The sequence below is a fragment of the Mycobacterium sp. genome (assembly GCF_049585075.1).
Taxonomy (GTDB): domain Bacteria; phylum Actinomycetota; class Actinomycetes; order Mycobacteriales; family Mycobacteriaceae; genus Mycobacterium.
The window spans coordinates 1-5,116 of record NZ_JBAUZA010000331.1; the positions used below are offsets into that span (position 1 = coordinate 1).

6 protein-coding genes are annotated in these 5,116 nt (G+C 63.9%); 4 read left to right on the forward strand and 2 right to left on the reverse strand.

The genetic code is table 11. The features are described from left to right. From WB785_RS15765 to WB785_RS15780, 4 genes are all read left to right on the forward strand, one after another. Nucleotides 1-389: cytochrome c oxidase subunit 3 (locus tag WB785_RS15765; protein ID WP_424080260.1), on the forward strand; the 389-nt coding region annotated here is incomplete at its 5' end. Between the two features lie 29 nt (nt 390-418). Continuing rightward, nucleotides 419-1,252 (forward strand): cytochrome c, encoded by an 834-nt coding sequence (locus WB785_RS15770; protein WP_424080261.1) that lies wholly within the window; start codon nt 419-421, stop codon nt 1,250-1,252. A 46-nt stretch (nt 1,253-1,298) separates the two neighbouring features. Beyond that, the gene (locus tag WB785_RS15775) at nt 1,299-2,522 is read left to right on the forward strand and encodes a ubiquinol-cytochrome c reductase iron-sulfur subunit (RefSeq protein ID WP_424080262.1); all 1,224 of its coding nucleotides are present in this window, start codon (nt 1,299-1,301) and stop codon (nt 2,520-2,522) included. Continuing rightward, nucleotides 2,519-4,207, forward strand: coding sequence for a cytochrome b (locus WB785_RS15780; protein ID WP_424080263.1), 1,689 nt, complete (start codon nt 2,519-2,521; stop codon nt 4,205-4,207). The genes WB785_RS15775 and WB785_RS15780 overlap by 4 nt, the downstream gene beginning before the upstream one ends. A 7-nt stretch (nt 4,208-4,214) precedes the next feature. Here WB785_RS15780 and WB785_RS15785 read toward each other — a convergent pair whose 3' ends face one another. Both WB785_RS15785 and WB785_RS15790 read right to left on the reverse strand, forming a co-directional pair. Then, the gene (locus tag WB785_RS15785) at nt 4,215-4,850 is read right to left on the reverse strand and encodes a DUF2561 family protein (RefSeq protein WP_424080264.1); all 636 of its coding nucleotides are present in this window, start codon (nt 4,848-4,850) and stop codon (nt 4,215-4,217) included. Next, nucleotides 4,850-5,116 (reverse strand): MmpS family transport accessory protein (locus tag WB785_RS15790; protein WP_424080265.1); only part of this gene is annotated, 267 nt, incomplete at its 5' end. The genes WB785_RS15785 and WB785_RS15790, both read right to left, overlap by 1 nt.

Genomic DNA, 5,116 nt, shown 5'->3' on the forward strand with positions numbered 1-5,116 from the left:
TAGTGCTGATCGCTTCGTCGTTCACCTGCCAGATGGGGGTTTTCGCGGCCGAGCGCGGCGACGTCTTCGGGCTGCGTCGCTGGTATTTGCTCACCTTTGCGATGGGGTTGTTCTTCGTCCTGGGGCAGGCCTATGAGTACCACCACCTGATGAGCCACGGAACCACGATTCCCAGCAGCGCATACGGCAGCGTCTTCTACTTGGCCACCGGCTTCCACGGACTACACGTCATCGGCGGGCTGATCGCCTTCATTTTCCTGCTGGCCCGTACCACGATGAGCAAGTTCACCCCCGCTCAGGCGACCGCGTCGATCGTCGTTTCCTACTACTGGCACTTCGTCGACATCGTGTGGATCGCCCTGTTCGCCACGATTTATTTCATCCGATGAAAAGCGCGCGTAAGGACAGGAGTGCTCGGTTGAAGAGACTGGGGTTGACCCGATCGCTTAGCGATCGGTCGCGACGTCGCCTGCGTCGCCGGTTGTCGGCGGGTCTGCTGCTGGTGGTGGCACTTTCGGCGGCCGGCGGACTTGCTGCGGTCTTGACCCCCACCCCACAACTGGCCGTCGCCGACGAGTCGTCCTCGGCGTTGTTGCGGACCGGCAAGCAGCTTTTCGACACCTCCTGCGTGACCTGCCACGGCGCCAACCTGCAAGGCGTACCCGATCGCGGGCCGAGTTTGATCGGCGTCGGCGAGGCCGCGGTCTATTTCCAGGTATCCAGCGGCCGGATGCCCGCGGTACGCGGTGAGGCTCAGGCCACCCGCAAAGACCCGATCTTCGATGAACATCAAGTTGATGCGTTGGGCGCGTGGGTTGAAGCCAACGGTGGCGGGCCCACGGTGTTGCGCAACGCCGACGGCACTATCGCGATGGAGTCGCTGCGCGGCAACGACATTGGACGCGGCGGCGACCTGTTCCGGTTGAACTGCTCCTCGTGTCACAACTTCACCGGCAAGGGCGGCGCGCTGTCGTCGGGCAAGTTCGCGCCCGACCTGGAACCGGCCAACGAGCAGCAGATCCTCGCCGCGATGCTGACCGGTCCGCAGAACATGCCGAAGTTCTCCGACCGTCAGATCTCCTTCGATGCCAAAAAAGACATCATCGCCTACGTGAAAACCGTTACTGAGGAACGGAGTCCGGGCGGTAACGGCCTGGGCGGATTCGGGCCGGCCCCGGAGGGCATGGCGATGTGGATCATCGGGATGGTCGCCGTCATCGGAGCGGCACTCTGGATTGGGGCACGATCGTGAGCGCCGTGACGATGCAGAGCGGAGCGATGAGGAGGAGCGGCGCACGATGACTGACGACGGCGACGCCAGCGGCAAGGGCACCGACGCACCGGGTCAAAAAGGCGCTCCGGGCCAGCCCACCGACGCCGAACTGAACGCGATGTCGCGCGAGGAACTCGTCGATCTCGGCGGCCGGCTCGACGGTGTGGAAACCGTCTTCAAGGAGCCGCGCTGGCCGGTAGCCGGCACCAAGGCTGAAAAGCGTGCCGAACGCCAGGTGGCGATCTGGCTTTTGCTGGGCGGGTTCTTCGGGTTCGCGCTGCTGCTGGTTTTCTTGTTCTGGCCCTGGGAGTACAAGCCGCACGGATCACATGGCAGCTTCGTGTACTCGCTGACCACCCCGCTGTATGGCCTGACATTCGGAATGTCCGTGCTGTGCATCGCAATAGGCGCGGTACTTTTCCAGAAAAAGTTCATCCCCGAAGAGATTTCGATTCAGGACCGCCACGACGGCGCGGGCTCAGGTTCCCTGGAAATCGACCGCAAGACCGTGGTCGCCAACCTGACCGACGCTTTCGAGGGTTCGACATTGCGGCGTCGCAAACTGATCGGCCTGTCGCTGGGCGCCGGGCTCGGCGCATTCGGGCTCGGCACTCTGGTGGCATTTGCCGGCGGCCTTATCAAGAACCCGTGGAAACCGGTGGTGCAGACCGCCGACGGCAAGAAAGCTGTGCTGTGGACCTCAGGCTGGACGCCAAAATTCCACGGCGAGACCATCTACGTGGCGCGGGCCACCGGCGAGCACCTGGGCGCGCCATTCGTCAAGATGCGGCCCGAGGACATCGAAGCCGGCGGCATGGAGACGGTCTTCCCGTGGCGGGAGTCTGACGGCGACGGCACCACGCCGGAGTCACACGAAAAGCTGACAGCGATCATGACCGCCGTCCGCAATCCGGTGATGCTGATCCGCATCAAGCCCACCGACATGTCGCGGGTAGTGAAGCGCAAAGGCCAGGAGAGCTTCAACTTCGGCGAGCTGTTCGCCTTCACCAAGGTCTGCTCGCATTTGGGTTGTCCCTCATCGCTTTACGAGCAACAGTCCTATCGGATCCTGTGCCCGTGCCACCAGTCGCAGTTCGACGCGTTGCATTACGCCAAACCGATTTTCGGGCCGGCAGCGCGCGCGTTGGCACAACTGCCCCTCACCATTGACGCCGACGGGTATCTAGTCGCCAACGGCGACTTCATCGAGCCTGTCGGACCGGCATTTTGGGAGCGCACAACAACATGAGTCCAAAACTGAGTCCCCCGAAGATCGGCGATGTCCTGGCCCGTCAAGGCGAGGACATCGACTCGCGCTATCACCCCTCGGCTGCGGTGCGGCGCCAACTCAACAAGGTCTTCCCGACGCACTGGTCGTTCCTGCTCGGCGAGATCGCGATGTACAGCTTCATCATCCTGCTGTTGACCGGTGTCTACCTGACGCTGTTCTTCGACCCCTCCATGAACGACGTCACGTACAACGGCGTCTATCAGCCGCTGCGCGGGGTGGAGATGTCCAAGGCGTACGCGTCCACGCTCGACATCAGCTTCGAGATCCGCGGTGGCCTATTCGTTCGCCAGGTCCATCACTGGGCCGCGCTGATGTTCTCCGCGGCGATCATGGTGCACTTGGCCCGCATCTTCTTCACCGGAGCGTTTCGCCGGCCCCGCGAGGCCAACTGGGTCATTGGCTCCCTGCTGCTGATCCTGTCCATGTTCGAGGGCTACTTCGGCTACTCGCTGCCCGACGACCTGCTGTCTGGCATCGGGCTGCGCGCCGCCCTGTCCTCAATCACGTTGGGAATGCCGGTAATCGGCACCTGGCTGCACTGGGCCCTGTTCGGCGGCGACTTCCCTTGCGGCGGTGTAGGAAACGACTGCACCGCGGCGGGCTACATCATCCCGCGCCTGTACGCCCTGCACATCCTGCTGATACCCGGAATCATCCTGGCGCTGATCGGCGTGCATCTGGCCTTCGTGTGGTTCCAGAAGCACACTCAGTTCCCCGGGCCCGGCCGCACCGAGCACAACGTCGTCGGCGTGCGGGTGATGCCGGTGTTCGCCGTCAAATCCGGCGCCTTCTTCGCTCTGTGCACCGGGATCCTCGGTCTGATGGGCGGCCTGCTGCAGATCAACCCGATCTGGAATCTGGGGCCCTACAAGCCATCCCAAGTCTCGGCAGGTAGCCAGCCGGACTTCTACATGATGTGGACCGAAGGCCTGGCCCGCATCTGGCCGGCCTGGGAGTTCTACATCGGCCACCACACCATTCCCGCGGTGGTATGGGTCGGAATCATCATGGGGCTCGTATTCGCGCTGCTGACCATCTATCCGTTCCTGGAGAAGCGGTTCACCGGCGACTACGCCCACCACAACTTGCTGCAACGCCCGCGAGATGTGCCGGTGCGCACCGCGATTGGAGCCATGGCGATCGCGTTCTACATGGTGCTGACGCTAAGCGCGATGAACGACGTCATCGCGTTGAAATTCCATATCTCGCTGAATGCGACGACCTGGATCGGGCGTATCGGCATGGTCGTGCTGCCGCCGATCGTCTACTTCATCACCTATCGATGGGCCATCGGGCTGCAGCGCAGCGACCGTGCAGTGCTCGACCACGGCATCGAGACCGGCATCATCAAGCGCTTGCCGCACGGCGCCTACATCGAGCTGCACCAGCCCCTTGGCCCCGTCGACGACCACGGCCACCCGCTGCCGCTGGAGTACCAGGGCGCCGCGGTGCCCACCAAGATGAACAGGCTCGGGTCGGCCGGCTCGCCGGGCTCCGGAAGCTTCCTGTTCGCCGACCCGGTCTCCGAAGACGCCGCGCTCGCCGAGGCCAGCCACGCCGCGGAACAGCGCGCCCTCACAGCACTGCGGGAGCACCAAGACGGCAGCAACGGCTCATCGAACGGCCAGAACGGCCACCACTAGCCGGATCTCACGCGGCGAGTGTGCGGCGCAACTGCCGCACCTGACGCCACGGAACCAACGGCATGACCAGCGTGACGAAGCCGGCAATCCCGTAGCTGGTCCACGAGATGGCGTCGTGGCCGATCGCCATCAAGTAGGTTGCCGCCGCGACCGCGAGCAGCGCCGCTCCCATCGCGGCCATCAATGCCGCGGTGCCACGTAACCAGATCCGGTCCACCGCCGCGTCGGACAATGCCGGCCGTAACGGGGTCAACCGCTCGGTACGGCCCGGCTGGGTGATGGTCCGCGCGGGCGCAGTCCCGGACCGGATCGGCCGCCCACTCACTGTGCGCGCCGACGTCCCGGCCGATCGTGCGACTGGCCCGTCCCGGGTAGTACGCCTGGCGCGCAACAACATTGGGATCGCCGCCAGGATGACGAGCGCAGAGATGACGATGATCGCGTAGAGCACCGACGACGCGTGCGGATTCCCTTTGGGGGCGTGGAAGCCGCGGCCGAGGTCCATCAGCGCGACGATGGCCGCAACGCTCATCCCCACAAGTGCCAGCCAGACGGCGGCACACACCCCCACCAGGATGCGATCGCCGGTATCCGGCGCGACTCTGCTCCACGGACCCCAGGCTCCGGAGTACCTGTCGGCCATTAGCAGCTCGCTTGCGGTTGGTTGTTCTCATTCGACGACAACACCGTCCCATCGCTGGCGGTGATCTTGCAGTTGAGCTTGCTCAGTCGCAGCAAACTCGACGCCTCTATCGAACCGACGTCGGATTGCGATATCGGGGTGAGCGTGATCGTCCACGGGATGTAGACGTTGGGCAGCGTCCGTCGCATTCCAGAAGCATCGGTATAAGTGATTGTGATCTGGTCGAACGGCGCTTTGGTACCGGTCACTGAATACGTGTACTGCCG